The 14,337-nt window shown below is 64.6% G+C and carries 14 protein-coding genes; 9 read left to right on the forward strand and 5 right to left on the reverse strand.

What is annotated here, in order from left to right; all coding sequences use genetic code 11:
- Window positions 1-113: 113 nt before the first annotated feature.
- The 3 genes from OEW28_RS10750 to OEW28_RS10760 are packed head-to-tail and all read right to left on the reverse strand — an operon-like array spanning window position 114 to window position 2,568.
- Window positions 114-1,880, reverse strand: a complete 1,767-nt coding sequence (locus OEW28_RS10750; RefSeq protein WP_263734759.1) for a sensor histidine kinase — start codon at window positions 1,878-1,880, stop codon at window positions 114-116.
- On the reverse strand, window positions 1,877-2,449 hold the full coding sequence (locus OEW28_RS10755; protein WP_263734760.1) for an RNA polymerase sigma factor: 573 nt from the start codon (window positions 2,447-2,449) through the stop codon (window positions 1,877-1,879). Before OEW28_RS10755 ends, OEW28_RS10750 begins: the two co-directional genes overlap by 4 nt.
- Window positions 2,446-2,568 (reverse strand): NepR family anti-sigma factor, encoded by a 123-nt coding sequence (locus OEW28_RS10760; protein WP_318527529.1) that lies wholly within the window; start codon window positions 2,566-2,568, stop codon window positions 2,446-2,448. Before OEW28_RS10760 ends, OEW28_RS10755 begins: the two co-directional genes overlap by 4 nt.
- Before the next feature lie 138 nt (window positions 2,569-2,706).
- Here OEW28_RS10760 and OEW28_RS10765 point away from each other — a divergent pair, with 138 nt between their 5' ends.
- Window positions 2,707-3,519, forward strand: a complete 813-nt coding sequence (locus tag OEW28_RS10765) for a response regulator (RefSeq protein ID WP_263734762.1) — start codon at window positions 2,707-2,709, stop codon at window positions 3,517-3,519.
- 64 nt (window positions 3,520-3,583) lie between these two features.
- Here the strand turns inward: OEW28_RS10765 and OEW28_RS10770 are convergent, their stop codons facing one another.
- Window positions 3,584-4,078, reverse strand: a complete 495-nt coding sequence (locus OEW28_RS10770) for a Dps family protein (RefSeq protein ID WP_263734763.1) — start codon at window positions 4,076-4,078, stop codon at window positions 3,584-3,586.
- Between the two features lie 182 nt (window positions 4,079-4,260).
- Here OEW28_RS10770 and OEW28_RS10775 point away from each other — a divergent pair, with 182 nt between their 5' ends.
- A complete protein-coding gene (locus OEW28_RS10775; protein WP_263734764.1) occupies window positions 4,261-5,208 on the forward strand; it encodes a DMT family transporter in 948 nt (315 codons plus the stop codon).
- Window positions 5,209-5,239: 31 nt separating this feature from the next.
- On the opposite strand, the gene OEW28_RS10780 is transcribed toward OEW28_RS10775, so the two are convergent.
- The gene (locus OEW28_RS10780) at window positions 5,240-5,533 is read right to left on the reverse strand and encodes a hypothetical protein (protein WP_263734765.1); all 294 of its coding nucleotides are present in this window, start codon (window positions 5,531-5,533) and stop codon (window positions 5,240-5,242) included.
- A 118-nt stretch (window positions 5,534-5,651) separates the two neighbouring features.
- Here OEW28_RS10780 and OEW28_RS10785 point away from each other — a divergent pair, with 118 nt between their 5' ends.
- From OEW28_RS10785 to OEW28_RS10815, 7 genes are all read left to right on the forward strand, one after another.
- Window positions 5,652-5,957 (forward strand): BON domain-containing protein, encoded by a 306-nt coding sequence (locus tag OEW28_RS10785; protein ID WP_263734766.1) that lies wholly within the window; start codon window positions 5,652-5,654, stop codon window positions 5,955-5,957.
- A 101-nt stretch (window positions 5,958-6,058) separates the two neighbouring features.
- A complete protein-coding gene (locus OEW28_RS10790; RefSeq protein ID WP_263734767.1) occupies window positions 6,059-6,256 on the forward strand; it encodes a dodecin family protein in 198 nt (65 codons plus the stop codon).
- A 28-nt stretch (window positions 6,257-6,284) separates the two neighbouring features.
- Window positions 6,285-6,749, forward strand: a complete 465-nt coding sequence (locus OEW28_RS10795; protein ID WP_263734768.1) for a VOC family protein — start codon at window positions 6,285-6,287, stop codon at window positions 6,747-6,749.
- A gap of 66 nt (window positions 6,750-6,815) precedes the next feature.
- Window positions 6,816-9,092, forward strand: coding sequence for an acyl-CoA dehydrogenase (locus OEW28_RS10800; RefSeq protein ID WP_263734769.1), 2,277 nt, complete (start codon window positions 6,816-6,818; stop codon window positions 9,090-9,092).
- A complete protein-coding gene (locus tag OEW28_RS10805) occupies window positions 9,089-10,378 on the forward strand; it encodes an acetyl-CoA C-acetyltransferase (RefSeq protein ID WP_263734770.1) in 1,290 nt (429 codons plus the stop codon). The genes OEW28_RS10800 and OEW28_RS10805 overlap by 4 nt, the downstream gene beginning before the upstream one ends.
- A complete protein-coding gene (locus tag OEW28_RS10810) occupies window positions 10,375-12,462 on the forward strand; it encodes a 3-hydroxyacyl-CoA dehydrogenase NAD-binding domain-containing protein (RefSeq protein WP_263734771.1) in 2,088 nt (695 codons plus the stop codon). The genes OEW28_RS10805 and OEW28_RS10810 overlap by 4 nt, the downstream gene beginning before the upstream one ends.
- Complete coding sequence (locus OEW28_RS10815; protein WP_263734772.1) at window positions 12,444-14,330, forward strand: acetyl-CoA hydrolase/transferase C-terminal domain-containing protein; 1,887 nt, start codon at window positions 12,444-12,446, stop codon at window positions 14,328-14,330. The genes OEW28_RS10810 and OEW28_RS10815 overlap by 19 nt, the downstream gene beginning before the upstream one ends.
- Window positions 14,331-14,337 lie beyond the last annotated feature (7 nt).

Here is a 14,337-nt window from a genome sequence, read left to right on the forward strand (position 1 = left end):
TCTTCAGGGTTAAGAACGCGGTTCTCCACGCTCTGGTTCCAACGGATCGCGGAGGAATGGCGCAAGATCGCGAAATCGGAAACGTCCGGCCGCGAACCCTTGCGTGCAAAGGATCAGGCAAGTCTGGTCGGATAGCCGGAGACCGGCAGCGCATCTTCCTCGTGCGGGGGCTTGATCGCGAAACGGATCGTTACGCCGTAGCGCGACCCCTCCATTCCGCGCTGCAACTCGCCGTTCAGCTGGCGTCCGAAGGCCGAGACCAGCTGTTCCCCCAGCCCCCCTTTCCCGCGGGCGTCATCCGCCACGCGCTTGTCCTTGGCCACGTCGTTGAAGATCTTCAGAATGCCTTCGTCGTCGCGGCCCTTCTTGAAACTGAGGTCGATGCGCCGGGCACCGCCTGATGAAACCGCGGCATGACGCATGGCGTTGTTCAGCGCCTCTGTCGCGAGAAGCGCCAATGGCACGATCTGGTCCGCCGTCATGCGGATCGGATCAAGATCCGTCCGGACATCATAGGCATGACCCAGCTCATCCACGCGCCGCGCCAGATGGTTCGCGATGTCCGCAAGGACCTCGTCCGCGGGGACCTCGCGCAGGCCCGAGGCCCTGAACAGTTCGTCATGGATGCTGGCGAGACTCAGCACCCGGTCCTGCACCACCCTCAGTTCGTCGCGAAGTTCGACAGAGGACACGCGGCGAAGCTGCATGTTCATGAACGAGGCGATCAGCTGCAGGTTGTTCTTCACCCGGTGGTGCACCTCTCGCAAAAGCACGTCCCGCTCACGGACCATGTTTTCAAGCTCGGCCTCGTCGTGAATGACGTTGTCCATCATGCGATCGAAGGAGGCGGCGATCTCGCGCAGTTCGGTCGGGGCACGCTCAATCGCGACTTTGCCGACGACCCTCGAGCCGCTGGCGAAGTCGCGGATCGCGTTCCTCAGTGTGCTGATGTTGCGGATCACCAGGCGATCCACGGCAAGCAGCGCGACGATCAGGCTGGCAAACCACATCAGCGCGGGCACCAGCACGGGGATCGATGAGATCCATGGATTGCCCGTCGCATCCGCCGATGCCCTAAGCGAGCCAAGTGCGTAGACCTCGTTCGGGATAAGTGGAATGACCGAATAGATGCGCCTGTTTCCGCCGTTGTCGGTGGCGGCAAAGGACATGGGACTTGCGCTTACCAGCGCCGCAAGAGGCCGGTCGGACGGCAGCACCTCGTCGAGGTTCGTGCTGTCCGGTGGACCCATCAGAATGTTGCCGTCGCTTGAGAATATCGTGAGCGCGACGGCCCCTTCATCGCCATTGCCGCCGCGGATGGACGTGAAGGGTATCGATACGGCGACAAATCCGGCGTAGGCGCCGGTCGCGTCAATAACCGGCGCCGTGAGGGAAAGGACAGGTTCGTCGGACAAGCGCGGCGACCGGTTCAAGACGATCTGTGGCGTCCTTGTGTCGACAATCCGATCGAACAGAGGGTCTTGGCTGACGTCCATCGGTTCCGAGTGGGAGGAACAGCGGATCACGCCGCTGCTTGGCACGAAACCCGCGAAGGCGAAATGCGTCTTGGTGTGGATGACGGAACGCATCAGGTCCGAGCATGTGGCGGCGTCATCGGCAAGATGATGTCGGACCGCAAGCGCAAGCGTCGCCGCGATCCCGGCGGCCTCCTGTATGATCCGCCGTTCCTCGGCGGCGGCGCGCGTGGTTTCGCCCAGAAGCGCCGCCTCGGATCTTGCCTGTGCCTCCTGCACCAGTGCAATGGATCTGACGGCCGAGACCAGCGCGAGCGGCAGCAGAACGACGGCCAGCAGGAATGCGATCTGGAAACCCAGTCTGTTCGCCCACCGCGGGCCGCTCAGCCCCGCGCGGGCATTCATGCCACCTGAACCTTTGATCGTCCCATGACGGCCATCATCGCATCGTCGCTGCCCGACATCGGGTCTTCGCCCTCCTTGAGGTCAAGCAATTCGCAAAGCCGCGCGCGCGCCCTGTTGGTCCGGCTTTTCACGGTGCCGATCGCGACCCCGATCGTCGAGGCCGCCTCCTCATAGGAAAACCCCAACGCGCCGACCAGGATCAGGACTTCCCGATGTTCGGGCGTCAGCTGATTGAACGCTGCGGCGAAGTCCGAAAATGCAAGATGCGCGTCATGCGCCGGGCGATGGTAAAGTCGGGCGGTGTGAACCCCGTCCGGATCGGAAACCTCGCGCTTGCGCTTGCGGCGTTCCGAAAAGAAGGTGTTGCGCAGGATCGTGAACAGCCAGGCCCTCATGTTCGTGCCCGGTTCGAACTTGTCGATATTGGTCCAGGCCTTGACGATCGTGTCCTGCACGAGGTCGTCGGCCGCCGCCACGTTGCGCGTCAGACTGATCGCGAACGCGCGCATGGCCGACAGATGCTCGGGCAACTCGTCGCGCGGATCGAGATGTGCGGGATCGTCACTCATTTCTGGCCTTCCGCCTTGCGTCGAAGCTCCTCCAGCAGCAGCTTGAACCGTTCGGGAATTTCCTCTTCCAGCGCTTCCTGATAGACTCGTCTCAGGTTCTGATCGATCAGAGCCTTCACGTTGGGACCGCACTGATTTGGCCTGCCCTCATCATGGGCCATCGCTCAACACTCTCTTTTGCATTTCGGCATTCCTATACGGAACCTAACGCCAAGTTCCGAGTTGGGTTCCCTAGAAAATCGGTACGGGAGCAAAAAATGTCCACGAAAGACCAAGTTTCAAAAACCGAAGGCATCGCGGCAGGCGTTCCGTATCTTCGCCGCTACGCGCGCGCGCTGACCGGCAGCCAGCCGACCGGCGACCGCTACGCCGCTGCGGCGCTTGAGGCCATTCTGGCCGATGAGCAGATTGACATCGACGACGGCCATACCCCGAAAGTCATGCTGTTTCGCGCCTTTCACCTTGTCTGGTCTAGCGCCGGATCGCCCGTGGGTGCGCCCGACACCGCCCTTGCCGCGCGGGCGCAGTACAACATGTCCAAGCTGACGCCGCATTCCCGTGAAGCGCTGCTTCTGCACGCGATCGAAGGGTTCGACTTCGAGGAGATCGGACAAATACTCGACCTGACTGGCGACGAGGCGCGCGAAAGCGTCGACATCGCGCGGCGCGAGCTTGACACGGCGGTCCGGGGCAAGGTCATGATCATCGAGGACGAGGCGATCATCGCTTTGGACATTGCGGCGATCGTCGAAGAAATCGGGCACACGGTGACGGGAATCGCGCGAACCCATGAAGAAGCGCTGCGCCTTGCCGCGCGCGCGAAACCGAACCTGATCCTTGCGGACATCAAGCTTGCGGACAATTCCTCGGGCATCGATGCGGTCAACGACATACTGGGCCATTTCGACAGGCTGCCGGTGATCTTCATCACGGCCTTTCCGGAACGGTTGCTCACGGGCGACAGGCCAGAACCCGCCTTCCTGATCACCAAGCCCTTTACCGAGGAGCAGGTTCGGTCGGCCGTCAGCCAAGCGATGTTCTTCGCCTCGACCGAGACGCTTGCCGCCTGAGACGGCGCAAGGCGCTGCGAACCGCCGCCTTGACGCTGGCGGCGTTCGCCACGCCGGCGCGCGCCTATTTCGCAATCGCCCGAAGCATCCAGGCAGCGGTTTCATGGAATGCCGACCTTTGCGTCAGAAGATCGGCCGTCACCGGATCGTTGTGTTCGTCCGACAGCGCGATCGCATCATGCATCCGCCTTGCGACCTGCTCGTGGTCGCGGGCAAGTTCCTCGACCATGACCTCGGCCGAGGGAAGCTCATCGCAGTCCTTCACCACAGAGAAATCCAGGATGTCCTTCATCCGGGCCGGGGCAAGCTGCCCCAGGGCGCGGGCGCGCTCGGCTATCTCGTCGGCCGCGTCGAACAAGTTCTTGTACTGATCTTCGGTAAGGTTATGGATCCCGTAGAAAAGCGGACCTTCCACGTTCCAGTGGTAGGCATGGGTCTTGAACACCAGCCGGTAGGTATCCGCGAGCGCACCGTTCAGCGCCTGGGAAATCGCCTTGGCATTGCGAACTCCGGTTTCAACTTTTTCCGGGCCCGGAACCACGTCCATTGCGTCGGTCATATCGTCTCCTTTCTTCCGCGACCGCGTGGCGCCGCGGCGCGGAATGCGTCTTGGGGCGGGCATAACAGCCCACCTGGGTCCGAACGCACTGCGGCTGTCGAAGGTTCCGGGGACCGGGCCGCGATTTTCGGGGCGCCGAACGGGATCGGAACCTCCGGCTGGCGCGATACGTTGGGGGCAGCATGAAACGGCAAGATCCCGACGAAAGGTCGAAAGACGCGCGCACGACGGGCGATCGCGGCACCGCGCTTTCGGTGCGCGCGCGCCTTGCCCTGGGGATGATCATCTTCGGCTCTGCGACCCCGGTCAGCAAGATCGTCGCCGCCGCCGCCCCGGTCTTCGTCGGGGCCTTGTTTCGCGTCGCGCTTGGCGCACTGGTGCTCGCGCCCTTCGCGATCCGCAAGCGCAAGGCAATGACAGAGCTTGCTGGCGGGGACTGGTTCCGGATCGCCCTGATTTCACTCTTCGGGATGTTCGGCTTCACGGCTGCCATGCTTTACGGGATGCAGATGGTTTCCGGCGTCGTCGGCGCCGCGGTCATGTCGACCACGCCGGCCGTCACCGGGCTTGCCGCCATGATCTTCCTCAGGGAAAGCCCGACGTGGCGCAAGTTTGCGGCACTGGTGCTGGCGGTGGTGGGCGTGCTGATCCTCCACCTTGGCCGCACCGGAGAGCAGGGCGCGGGCGGCAACGCGCTTCTTGGCATCGCGCTGGTCTTCACCGCGGTCTGCTGCGAGGCTATCTATACGCTGCTCGGCAAACGGATGTCGGAGCGCAGCGACCCGATCCTCGTGGCATGGCTGGCCGCCATCCTGTCCATCCCGATTTTTCTGCCGTTTGCAGTGTGGCAATGGGATGGGCCGCAGTTCGGACTTCAAGGGTGGCTGGCGATCCTGTGGTATGGGGCGGGCACGCTCGCCCTGGGAAGCTGGCTTTGGTATTCGGGCATCGCCCGGGCCGAAGGGTCGATCGCGGCAGGTTTCATGGGTCTGATGCCAGTCTCGGCCCTGGTTCTCTCCTATGTGCTTCTGGACGAAGCTTTCCGCTGGCGGGACCTGATCGGCTTCGCGACGGTCTTCGCAGGCGTGCTGCTCATGTCCTGGGAACACGCCCGCAAGGCGTCGGAGTAAAAGGCCATCAGGCCGCAGGGCTTGACTGTGCTCAGAAAAGCAGGGTCAGGATCAGGACGATGGCGATGCCGACCAGCAACGGTACGAGCATGCCGCCGTTCCGGCGTGCGGGATGTATGTGCGGCGGCGTCTTCAGGCGCTCTGGAACGTCCGACGCACCAGCATCACCGGGCCCCGCCGGCACCTCTGTTTCCGCCGGTCGCCCGCCCTTCCGATTTCGTTCGGCATCATCCGGCGGCGTTTCGCTTCTTTCGGATGCGGCACTCTGTTCGTCGGGGGCCTTGCCCTTGGACCCTTGGCCCGCATGCGGTTTGGATTCGGCCATGACGGTCTCCTTTTCATCCATTCGCACAGATAACTTGGCCGACCACCGGAACGTTCCCCGCCGGATGCGCGTTCAGGGATTGAAGGCCACGCGCGCGCTGCCCCGAAGGGAGGCCGGAATGAAGAAATCCTTTGAAGCGACGCACAATCCTATCGCGGATGCGCCTGTCGATCCGCCGCCCGACCAGCCCGGCGACAGCGCCCTGCTCGCCGCTGTTCATGCGGCGATCGCGGCGGATGGCCGGCTTGCGGAAGAACCCATCAGCATCGTCATCAGGGACGGCTGCGCAACTCTGACCGGCACGGTTTCGTATGAATACCAGAGGGTTCTGGCCGATGCCTGCGTCAGCTCGGTCCCGGGCATACTTGTCGTCCTGAACCAGCTTGACGTGCAGGAGACGGGTCCGATGGCCTACCCGGACTGACGCACCGGCGGGCGGGCGGTTCAACGACCACGACCACGACCACGACCACGACCACGACCACGACCACGACCACGACCACCACAACGAAGGAAGGAGACACGATGTCCATCGCGAAACACACCGAGATCAGCGCATCCGGCCCATCGCTTGCCGAGGCGATCGACAACGGGATCACGAAGGCCTCGAAGTCGATCCACAACATCGAGCAAGCCTGGGTCAAGGATATATCGGTCGACGTCAAGAACGGGACGGCGGCGCAGTACCGCGTCAACATGAAGCTGACCTTCATCGTCGACTGAACAAACAGCAGCCCGGGGAGGGTAAAACATGACCGCGAAGGTTCGCACGTGTCTGTGGTTCAACGGGAACGGACTTGATGCCGCTCGGTTCTACGTCTCGCTCATATCGGACAGCCACATTGACCGGACTTTTGCGCCAAGGCCCGATGAGCCGCCGCTGATCGTGGACTTCACGCTGGCCGGGACACCCTATCAGGCGCTGAACGGCGGCCCACAGTTTACGCACAGCGAGGCGGCGTCGATTTCGGTCCTGACCAGGGACCAGGCAGAGACGGACCGGCTCTGGGACGCGCTGACCGCGGACGGCGGGACCGAAAGCCAGTGCGGCTGGCTGAAGGACCGCTTCGGCGTGTCCTGGCAGATCGTTCCCGAAGCGCTGCCGGAGCTTTTGTCAGGCCATGACCAAGCGACCGTGGCCCGAACCTTCGAGGCGCTGATGGGAATGCGCAAGATAGAGATCTCGGCGCTTTTCGAAGCGGCGGACGTGGCTTGAGGTCAGCCGCAATGAGCCCGGAACCTTGGCGCCCTTCGCCGCGTTGATTCCGCGGAGGAAAACCGGATGGCCCTGCGATCGCTCCGGCGCGACTATCTGACCCGTCCAATTCACCGTTGGGCGCGGGACGCCCTTCCCGTGCTTTCGCAATCCGAGGAAGAGGCACTCAACGCCGGCGATACCTGGTGGGAGGCCGACCTTTTCACGGGCAATCCGGACTGGTCAAAGCTGCGGTCGGTTGCGCCGCCCCGCCTGACCGGCGAGGAAAAGGCCTTCCTTGATGGCGCATGCCGCGAACTTTGCGACATGATCGACGAATGGCAGGTGAATCAGCTGACCGCCACTCTTCCCGACCGCGCTTGGGATTTCATGCGCGCTCAGGGCTTCTTCGGCATGATCATCCCCAAGACATATGGTGGCCTTGGCTTTTCCGCCTATGCCCATTCCGAGGTCGTCCGCTTTATCTCGACCCGGTCGCTGGTTGCGGCGGTGACCGTGATGGTGCCGAACTCGCTGGGTCCGGGCGAGCTGATCCTTCAATTCGGCACCGACGCGCAAAAGGAACATTGGCTCCCTCGCCTCGCCGACGGGCGCGAACTGCCCGCCTTTGCCTTGACCAGCGAAGAGGCCGGATCGGACGCGGCGGCGATGGTGGATACCGGCGTCGTCTGCAAGGGGCGCTGGAATGGGAAAGAAGTGCTTGGTCTGCGCCTTGACTGGTCGAAGCGCTACATCACGCTTGCGCCCGTCTGCACGGTCCTTGGCCTTGCATTCCGAATGCGCGATCCTGATCGTCTTCTGGGCGGCAAGGTGGACATCGGCATTACCTGCGCCTTGGTTCCGACGGACCTGGATGGTGTGAGCATCGGCCGCCGCCACATTCCGGCGGGTCAGATGTTCCAGAACGGCCCGACCACCGGCAGTGGGGTGTTCATTCCCCTGGATCACATCATCGGCGGGCCGGATTTCGCCGGTCGCGGCTGGATGATGCTGATGAGCGCGCTTGCCGCAGGGCGGGGCATCTCGCTGCCCTCGCTCGCTTCGGCAGCGGCCTCGATCTCGGCGCAAACGTCGGGCGCGTACGCCCGCATCCGCCAACAGTTCGGCGTTCCGATCGCCGAATTCGGGGGCGTGCAGGAAGGGCTCGCCCGGCTGGCCTCCGGAACCTATGCACTGGATGCCGCGCGGCAGCTGACCTGCGCCGGCCTTGATGAGGGGCGCAGGCTTGCGGTGATCTCGGGCATCATGAAGGCGCACGGCACCTACCGGATGCGCGACGCCGTCATCGACGCAATGGACATCCATGCGGGCAAGGCGGTAATCGACGGGCCGCGCAACTACCTGTCCATGCTCTACAAGGCCCTGCCGATCGGGATTACGGTCGAGGGGGCGAACATCCTGACCCGAAGCCTGATCATATTCGGCCAGGGGGTGATCCGCGCCCATCCGCACCTTCTGGACGAGATGGACGCGCTTGCGCGAGATGACACCGAGAGATCGCTTGACGAATTCGACCGCGCATTCTGGGCGCATGTCGGCCACCTTGCCCGAACCTTCAGACTGGCCGCCGTTCGCGCCTGGACGAACGGCAGGTTCGCGCCCGCGCCCGATGAAAGCCCGGCGAGACCCATCTACCGACTCATGGCGCGCTGGTCCGCTGCCTTCGCGCTGACGGCCGATTTCGCGCTGCTTACACTTGGGGGCAGCCTGAAGCGTCGGGAAATGCTGTCTGCGCGGTTGGGGGATGTCTTGTCGGAACTCTACATCCTTTCGGCGACGGTCAAGCGGTGGGAAGACGAAGGGGCGCACGAAGAAGACCGCCCGCTGGTCGATTTCGCCGCCCAGACGGCCTTTGCCCGGATCGGCCGAAGCCTGGATGCGGTTCTTGCGAACTTGCCCGACCGTTGGGCCGCCTGGTTTCTCAGGCCGCTCATCCTGCCACGCAGGCATGGCCGCGGCCCCTCCGACCGGCTGACCAAGGCCTGCGCCGACCTTGTCTCGAACGCCGGGCCGACGCGCGACCGGATCAAGGGCGCATGTCACGACGGATGCGCACGCGACGGGATACGGCTTGTGAATGCGGCCTTCGAGGCGGCAAGCGCATGTGAGCCCCTGTTGAAGCGCCTTCGCAAAGCCGGTCTGAGCATCGCGCAGGCACGCGCAGATGGCTGCCTCTCCAAGGACGAGGCGGCCCGGATCGAAAACATGCAAACCAAGGTGGCAGAGGCGATCCGTGTCGACGACTTCGGCCCCGACGAAATCGCGCGCCTTTTCCCCGAAGCGCCGCGGCAGCCACGCGACACCAGCCAACCCGCCCCAGGCAGCAAGGAGGTTGCCCGATGAAGGATCGCCCCGTGTATCTCGTCGATGGCGCCCGCACGCCGTTCCTCAAGGCACGCGGACGGCGCGGCCCGTTCACGCCGGTGGACCTTGCGGTGCAGTGCGGCCGCCCCCTTCTGCTGCGCCAGCCGATCGACCGACGCGACTTCGACCTGGTCATACTGGGTTGCGTCAACGTCATCGCGGACGAGATGAACCCGGCCCGCGTCGCCGCGCTTCGGATGGGCATGGGCGACGCGATGGTGGCCTTCACCGTGCAAATCAACTGCGGGTCGGGAATGCAGTCGATCGACACCGGCTTTCGCTACATCCGCGACGGGCGGTGCGACCTGGTCCTTGCCGGTGGGACCGAGGCGCTGAGCCACGCCCCGCTCGTCCTGTCCGCCGACGCCGCGGACTGGTACGCCGGGATGGCGACCGCCAAGGGCCCCGTCGACCGGGCCCTGCAACTGACGGACCTGCGCCCGGATCACTTGCGACCGGTCATTGGCCTGGAACGCGGCCTGACCGATCCCGTGACCGATCTGAGCATGGGGCAGACCGCGGAAATCCTCGCCTACCGCTTCGGCATCAGCCGCGAAGCCGCCGACAGTTATGCCGTCCAAAGCCACCGCCGACTTGAACGCGCGCAACACGAAGGCTGGCTGGCCACCGAGGTTCTTCCGGCGTTCGACAGGGATGGGAAGGTTCACGACCGGGATGATGGCATCCGGCCCGACACCTCGACGGCGGCGCTGGCCGCATTGAAACCGGCGTTTGAGAAGCCATACGGAAACGTCACGCCCGGCAACTCGTCCCAGATCACCGACGGCGCGTCATGGGTGATCCTTGCCTCGGAGGAGGCCGTGAGCAAGCGCGGCCTTGAGCCCATCGCGCGCATTGTCGACAGCGAATGGGCCGCGCTTGATCCCGCCTTCATGGGGCTTGGCCCCGTCCTGTGTGCGACATCCCTGGTGCGGCGGCACGGCCTTGCGCGCGAAGACATCGGGCTTTGGGAGTTGAATGAGGCGTTCGCCGCCCAGGTCCTGGCCTGTCTTGCGGCATGGGAAGACAAGGCTTTCTGCCGCGATGTACTGAAGCTGGATGATGCCTTCGGCCGGATCGACCCAGGCCGCCTCAATGTCGATGGCGGCGCGATCGCGCTTGGCCACCCGGTCGGAACCAGCGGTAACCGCATCGTCCTGCACCTCGCGAAGGCGATGCGCAGGCGCGGTGACCGGCGCGGCATCGCCACCGAGTGCATCGGCGGCGGGCAAGGCGGCGCCATGTTGCTGGAGGCGGCGGCATGAGCGGCCCCATCTCCTCGCAACTCGGGCCCGACCGGCTTGAACTTGGCCCCGCCCGCGATGCGCAGCGCGACCGGCATTGGCGCGCGGCGACCGACACAGGAGGCGTGTGCTGGCTTCTGCTCGACGTCGAGGGGCAGGACACGAACACGATCAACGAAGACGTGCTTCGCGGCCTTTCGGATCAGCTTGGCCTGATCGAAGCCGATCCGCCGTCCGGCCTTGTCATACGATCCGCGAAGCCGGGCGGGTTCGCAGCCGGGGCGGACGTCGGAATGCTGGCCGCAATGACCGACCCCAAGGGTGCGGGTCAGCGCCTTCGCGATGCGCACGCGATCCTTGACCGGCTGGAAGACCTGCCCTGCCCGACCGTCGCGGTGGTCCATGGCGCGGCCTTGGGCGCAGGCTTCGAGATCGTGCTGGCCTGTGATGCCTGCATCGCGATCGACGGCGCAAGCTTCGGCTTCCCCGAGATCAAGCTTGGCCTTCATCCCGGTCTGGGCGGCACCTTCAGACTACCCGCGCGGATCAACGACACGAAGGCCATGAAGATGATGCTGACCGGCAGGTCCGCGCACACGAGCAAGGCCAAGGACCTGGGCATCGCCGATGTCGTGACCCAGGAACGCCATCTTGCAGCGGCGGTCCGCGGGGTGCTGGCGGACGGAATCAAGCGAAACGGGCCGGGCCTCGCGGATCGGGCGATGGCCATCGCACCCGCCCGGTCGATCGTCGCGCGCCGGATGCGCGCAAAGACCCAGGACAAGGCGCCACAGGAACACTACCCCGCGCCTTTCAAGCTTATCGACCTTTGGGAGCAACACGTTGGTGGCCGCGAGGCCCAGGAAGAGGCCGAGATAGACTCCTTCGTCGATCTTCTGGAAACGGACACCGCGCGGAACCTGATGCGGCTTTTCCGGCTGCGCCAGAAACTCAAGTCCCGCGCGCCGGACGAGGATGGCGTGGAGCATGTGCATGTCATCGGCGCGGGCCAGATGGGGGGCGCGATCGCCGCCTGGTGCGCCATGAAGGGAAAGACGGTCACCCTGTCGGACCCCGATCTGCAACAGATAGGCAAAGCCCTGCCCGCCGCCGTCAAACTGTGCGAAGGCGCGCATCTTTCCAGCCTGGAGACGCGCGATGCGCTGGACAGGTTGATCCCGGACCCCGACGGCGAAGGCGCGTCCCATGCCGACCTGGTGATCGAGGCCGGCCCGGAAGACGCCGGGATCAAGGCGGAGATCTATGCCAAAGTCGAGCCGCGCCTGAAGCCCGACGCGATCCTGGCGACAAACACTTCAAGCCTTGGGCTTGAAGGGCTTGCGCACGACCTGCGCCGTCCCGGTCAGTTCGCGGGGCTGCACTTCTTCAACCCGGTGGAAAAGCTGCCGCTGGTCGAGGTCGTCAGCGCCGACAAGACCGAAGTTCGGGTTCAGGACGCGCTGGCCGCGTTCTGCGGAGCTGTGGACAAGCTTCCCGCCCGCGTCTCGGACGGGCCCGGCTACCTGGTCAACCGCGCGCTCACGCCTTACCTGCTTGAGGCTGTCCTGCTCATCGGCGAGGGGATCCAGAACGAGGCGATCGACCTGACCGCCACCCGCTTCGGGATGCCGACGGGTCCTGTCGAGCTTGCGGACCGCATCGGGCTGGACATCTGCCTTGACGTCGCGGACAGCCTTCGGTCGCAACTCGACAAGCCGATGGCCGAAATCCCGGACTGGTTTCGCGACAAGGTAAGGCAAGAGCGACATACAGGCCGCAAGGCACAGCGCGGCTTCTACCTGTGGAAGGACGGAAACGTCCAGAAGATCGACAGCAACAACGAGCCGAAGGAAGACTTCACGGACAGGCTGATCCTGCCGATGCTGAATGCCTGCGTCGAATGTCTGCGCAAGGGTGTGGCGGAGGATGAGGATCAGGTAGATGCCGCCCTGGTCTTCGGCGCGGGCTTCGCCCCCTTCCGGGGTGGACCGATGCGCTACGCGCGCAGCCGGGGGGCCCTCTCCGTTCGCGATCGGCTGGAAGAACTGGCCGACATCCATGGTGAACGGTTCCGGCCGGACCCGGGATGGTCGGATCTCGCGTGACGATGGCGGGCGTGACTTCCAGAACGGATCCTCAGGAAATCGCACGGGACATCGTCGCGCGCGTCGGCCCGAACGTGCGTCTTGCGCTGCCGCTGGGGCTTGGCAAGGCCGTCACCATCACCAACGCGCTGACACGTCTTGCGGAAGAGGACAGTTCGATCCGGCTCGACATATTCACCGCGCTCACGCTTGAACGACCGCAGCCCGAATCCGACCTGCACGCGCGCTTCCTTGGCCCTGCCATGGACCGGCTGTTCGGCGCCTACCCGGATATCCGCTATGCCCAGCTTCTTCGCCGCGATGCCCTTCCTCGCAACATCACCGTCAGCGAGTTCTTCTTCATGGCGGGCCGCTGGCTTGGCAACGTCCGGGCGCAGGCGGCCCATGTGACGGCCAACTACACCCACGCGCTAGGCGACCTGATCGCCCGCCGGCCCAATGTCGTGGCCCAGCTTCTGGCCGAAGAGCGCGGACGGCTCAGCCTGTCATGCAACACGGATATCACGGTCGATCTGCTGCAAGCCCGCAGCCGAGGCGAGGCAAGCTTTCTGATGGTTGGCGAGGTCAACCGTCAGCTGCCCTTCATGGGCGGAACCGGCGAAATCGGCCGGGGCGAGGTGGACATCTTGCTAGACGACCCGGACAACGCCTTCGAACTTTTTTCGGTCGTCAAGCGACCGCTTTCGCTTGCCGATCACGCGATCGGGTTGCACGTCGGACGCCTTGTCCCGGACGGCGGCACGCTTCAGATCGGCATCGGCCAGATCGGCGATGCGGTTTCCTCGGCGCTGCTGCTGAGGCACGAAAGGCCGGAGGTCGCAGCAAGCATCTGGCGCGATACCCCGTTTCCGCGCGCCCCGGACTTCAAGGGGGCCGGTTTCAATGAATCAGGTCCGTTCCGGACCGGACTTTACGTCGTGACGGAAATGCTGGTCGAGGGCATCCTGGCGTTGCTGAAGGCCGGGGTCATCGGGCGCGAGGCCCAAGGGGCGTTGGTGCATGCGGGGTTCTTCCTGGACAGCCGCGCCTTCTACCGGACCCTGCGCGAAATGTCTGCGACGGATCGCGCACGCATCGCGATGGTGCCGGTTTCCTTCACGAACGACCTTTTCGGGGATGAGCCAGCCAAGCGCGCCGCGCGCCGCGACGCGCGCTTCGTCAATGCGGCGATGAAGGTTACGGCCCTGGGCGGGGTGATCTCGGACATCACGCGGCAGGGCCAGACGATCAGCGGTGTCGGCGGGCAGTACAATTTCGTGGCCCAGGCCCATGCGCTGGACGGCGCGCGCTCGGTCATCGCGCTTGACGCGACACGGGTGCGGCGCGGCCGTCCGGTTTCGAACATCGTCTGGGACCATCCGCATGAAACCATCCCGCGCCATCTGCGGGATATCGTCGTCACGCAATACGGCATCGCCGACCTGCGCGGACGCCCGGACGCCGATGCGATCCTGGCAATGATCGCGATCTCGGATTCACGCTTCCAGGAGGAGCTACTGGAAATGGCGAAGTCCGCAGGCAAGCTGCCGGCTCGGGCGCAGGTGCCCAAGGCGCGGCGCCAGAACACAAGCGAAAACCTGTCGGCATGGCTGGCAGGCTACCGGCGAAGCGGTGAGCTTCGGGATTTTCCCTTCGGCACGGATTTCAGCGAAACCGAACAACGCCTTCTTCCGGCGCTTCAGCGCATCAAGCAGGCGACCGGTTCGCCCCGAAGCCTTGCGATGTTGGCGCTCAGGGGGGCCATGCACGCATCGCCAAGCGCTGGCCCCGAATGCCTGCGCAGGCTGAAGCTGGACCGGCCCGCCACACCAAGGGAACTCGCCTTGAGATGGCTTGTGCTTGGCGCACTGGCGCAGCGGGATCGCTGACGCCTGT

It is taken from the genome of Albidovulum marisflavi (genome assembly GCF_025751435.1).
GTDB classification, from domain to species: domain Bacteria; phylum Pseudomonadota; class Alphaproteobacteria; order Rhodobacterales; family Rhodobacteraceae; genus Albidovulum; species Albidovulum marisflavi.

Coding starts and splice junctions, on each gene's coding strand:
- OEW28_RS10750 (WP_263734759.1), bottom strand. CDS start 1,880: ATGAATGCCCGCGCGGGGCTGAGCGGCCCGCGGTGGGCGAACAGACTG.
- OEW28_RS10755 (WP_263734760.1), bottom strand. CDS start 2,449: ATGAGTGACGATCCCGCACATCTCGATCCGCGCGACGAGTTGCCCGAG.
- OEW28_RS10765 (WP_263734762.1), top strand. CDS start 2,707: ATGTCCACGAAAGACCAAGTTTCAAAAACCGAAGGCATCGCGGCAGGC.
- OEW28_RS10770 (WP_263734763.1), bottom strand. CDS start 4,078: ATGACCGACGCAATGGACGTGGTTCCGGGCCCGGAAAAAGTTGAAACC.
- OEW28_RS10775 (WP_263734764.1), top strand. CDS start 4,261: ATGAAACGGCAAGATCCCGACGAAAGGTCGAAAGACGCGCGCACGACG.
- OEW28_RS10780 (WP_263734765.1), bottom strand. CDS start 5,533: ATGGCCGAATCCAAACCGCATGCGGGCCAAGGGTCCAAGGGCAAGGCC.
- OEW28_RS10785 (WP_263734766.1), top strand. CDS start 5,652: ATGAAGAAATCCTTTGAAGCGACGCACAATCCTATCGCGGATGCGCCT.
- OEW28_RS10790 (WP_263734767.1), top strand. CDS start 6,059: ATGTCCATCGCGAAACACACCGAGATCAGCGCATCCGGCCCATCGCTT.
- OEW28_RS10795 (WP_263734768.1), top strand. CDS start 6,285: ATGACCGCGAAGGTTCGCACGTGTCTGTGGTTCAACGGGAACGGACTT.
- OEW28_RS10800 (WP_263734769.1), top strand. CDS start 6,816: ATGGCCCTGCGATCGCTCCGGCGCGACTATCTGACCCGTCCAATTCAC.
- OEW28_RS10805 (WP_263734770.1), top strand. CDS start 9,089: ATGAAGGATCGCCCCGTGTATCTCGTCGATGGCGCCCGCACGCCGTTC.
- OEW28_RS10810 (WP_263734771.1), top strand. CDS start 10,375: ATGAGCGGCCCCATCTCCTCGCAACTCGGGCCCGACCGGCTTGAACTT.
- OEW28_RS10815 (WP_263734772.1), top strand. CDS start 12,444: ATGGTCGGATCTCGCGTGACGATGGCGGGCGTGACTTCCAGAACGGAT.